Origin of the sequence: Natrarchaeobius oligotrophus (assembly GCF_003841465.1) — an archaeon.
Taxonomy (GTDB): Archaea; Halobacteriota; Halobacteria; order Halobacteriales; family Natrialbaceae; genus Natrarchaeobius; species Natrarchaeobius oligotrophus.
In genome coordinates, this window is sequence record NZ_REFZ01000049.1 from 1 (window position 1) to 2,481 (window position 2,481).

The 2,481-nt window shown below is 60.4% G+C and carries 3 protein-coding genes; 2 read left to right on the plus strand and 1 reads right to left on the minus strand.

Annotation, left to right across the window (positions count from 1 at the left end):
* Positions 1–502 precede the first annotated feature (502 nt).
* The gene (locus tag EA472_RS21720; protein WP_006111025.1) at positions 503–700 is read right to left on the minus strand and encodes a hypothetical protein; all 198 of its coding nucleotides are present in this window, start codon (positions 698–700) and stop codon (positions 503–505) included.
* Positions 701–931: 231 nt separating this feature from the next.
* Between EA472_RS21720 and EA472_RS21725 the strand changes: the two genes are divergently transcribed.
* Together EA472_RS21725 and pheA are read left to right on the plus strand one after the other, a co-directional pair.
* Entirely contained in the window at positions 932–1,240 is a 309-nt protein-coding gene (locus EA472_RS21725) for a non-histone chromosomal MC1 family protein (protein ID WP_124193536.1), read from the plus strand.
* 302 nt (positions 1,241–1,542) lie between these two features.
* Complete coding sequence (gene pheA / locus EA472_RS21730; protein WP_124193537.1) at positions 1,543–2,355, plus strand: prephenate dehydratase; 813 nt, start codon at positions 1,543–1,545, stop codon at positions 2,353–2,355.
* Positions 2,356–2,481: the final 126 nt, after the last annotated feature.

The window sequence follows — 2,481 nt, forward strand, 5'->3', positions numbered from 1 at the left end:
CGTGATTGTAACTGGGTTAGGGCCTGGAGACACGTTCTTCCTCGGTCGGGTCTGTTCACTCTACGTCATCTGAGGAGATAACGACTCCAGACTAACCGGGTACGAACTTCTTGGATGGTCCACTAGTGTCGCGCCGACCATTTTAGGTCACCCTAAAAATCGGGTGCTGATAAAATTTCTAGGTGTGCCTAAAGATAGGTGGGGCGGGGACGAGACGACGCGATCCAGGAGAACGCGAGGACGACCGCGTTCACGGTGGATATGCCCCCCAGTTCTCGTTACGGGCCCTGAGTACGATTTCGAGCCGTTGAAGGAGTGCTGTAAGCGAATCACTCATCTCGGTTTTGCCGTCGAAACGTACTGTACCGCGAGCGAGTGAAACGAGCGAGCGGGCCGACGATCGACCCGGAGCGAACGAAGTGAGCGGAAGGGAGGGAGGAGTGCTTTTGATCGACATTTTGCCGAGGGTGTGCCGGAGGCGCACCCGCAGCGCAAAAGGTCGTTAGAACTCGTGTTCGACGTCTTCCTCGTCGGCTTTCTGGATGATTATCTTGCCGTCCCGGACCCGGACGAAGACCTCGTCCCCGATATCCATGCCCGCGACCGCGAGTTCGTCCTCGTGCAGATTGAGGTGGACGTTGTGGTAGTTTCCATCTTCGTCTTTCGCACCGCTTGGACTCAGCTTCTTTTTCCGTACCATCGCGGGATTCTATGACGAACTTCGCCGTAGGATATACTTAAGTGTTTTCTACGACACAACGGACAGCCGTCGGAGGCGAAGATATCGCAAAAATGGGGTTTGGATTTCGGAGTCAGCGGATAGTGCGGTCACATAGCGAACCGTATCACTTAAAGATACCGACGCTGTCGGTCGATTTTCGGGGATATCTTTATGTCAGGTCGTGTGTTGAATTGACACGGAGGCAAAACCATGGTACGCGAAGACGGTAAACGGAACTTTGCGCTTCGGGAATCGAGCGGCGAAGAAGAAAGCGTCTTTTCGGGGAACACGCCGCGACAGGCGGCGCTGAAGGCGGCCCGACGACTCGAGGCCGGCTCGAGCGAGGACGACGCCGACCGCGTCGAACTCAGGCTTCGCGAGAAAGGGACCGACAAGGTCCACATCTACGAGGGCTGGGCCTGGGAGGAGACGGCCCCCGACGACAAGCCCGACTGGATGCCCGACGAGATCACGGAAGCGAACGTTTCCAAACAGGGGATCGAACACCTCGACGAGTGAGCGCGGACGGAGGAGTTTCTAACCCACGGACTCGCAGTTGCTGACCGATCGAAATCGACTCCCGTAGCGGCGCGTGACCACGGCGAAGAGGAACGCTCGGAGGGGTTCCGTCGTGGCGAGGCCGGCCGAAGAACGGTTTAACGGTGTCCTCGCCGGTCGGCGCTCCAGCGAGTGGCCGGAACCGACGACCGCCGAACCCGTTTGGGGGGGAGTTGCGGGTCTGTCGTCCGATCTCGGTACCCACCGCGACCGACGAACGGAACCCGAGGCGCTTTTCATGCTCTCCCCGCTACGTGGTGACGATGACGACAGTGACACTCGGGCCCGAAGGGACCTACTCCCATCGGGCGGCGCAGGCGATCGACGACGAGATCGACTTCAGACAGTCCGTGACGTCGATCGTCGACGCGGTCGCCTCCGGCGAGTACGACCGCGGCATCATCGCCATCGAAAACAGCATCGAGGGCAGCGTCACGGAGAGTCTGGACGCGCTCGCTGAGTACGACGTCGCCGTCGTCCGCGAGATCGTTACCCCGGTCAACCACGCGCTGTTAGCCCAGACCGAGGAGTTCGAGACGGTCGCCAGTCACTCCCAGGCGCTCGCCCAGTGTCGGACCTTCCTCGAGCGCGAGTATCCGGACGCCGCGCTCGAGGCGGTCGCCAGCACCGCCCAGGGCGTCGACTTCGCCCGCGAAGATCCGACGATCGCGGGAATCGGCCATCCGAGAAACGCCGAACGCGGCGACCGACTCGAGGTGCTCGCCGAGGACATTCAGGACCAGGACTCGAACGCGACTCGATTCTTCGCGATCGCACCGGCCGAGGATCGATCGAGCGGCGGTGGAAAGACGTCGCTCGTGGTCTACCCGAACGCGAACTATCCCGGATTGCTGCTCGAGTTGCTCGAGCCGTTCGCCGAGCGAGACATCAACCTGACGCGCGTCGAGTCGCGTCCGAGCGGACAGCGCCTGGGCGATTACGTCTTCCACGTCGACTTCGAGGCGGGACTGTACGAGTCGCGAACCGTCGACGCGATCGAAGACGTCGAGGAGCTCGCCGAAAACGGCTGGGTCCGCCGGCTCGGCTCGTACGATACGGAACACGTCGTCGACTGATAGTGATTAAGACGAATCTTTACCAGTGAGATGCGGCCAAATATTGGGCTCGCTGATCGCGCTCAGTCCTCGTGGAATGTAGTCGTTTAGCGTTGAGAGATCGGGAACGAGCCGATACTTGAACCA

Coding starts and splice junctions, on each gene's coding strand:
- pheA (WP_124193537.1), top strand. CDS start 1,543: ATGACGACAGTGACACTCGGGCCCGAAGGGACCTACTCCCATCGGGCG.
- EA472_RS21720 (WP_006111025.1), bottom strand. CDS start 700: ATGGTACGGAAAAAGAAGCTGAGTCCAAGCGGTGCGAAAGACGAAGAT.
- EA472_RS21725 (WP_124193536.1), top strand. CDS start 932: ATGGTACGCGAAGACGGTAAACGGAACTTTGCGCTTCGGGAATCGAGC.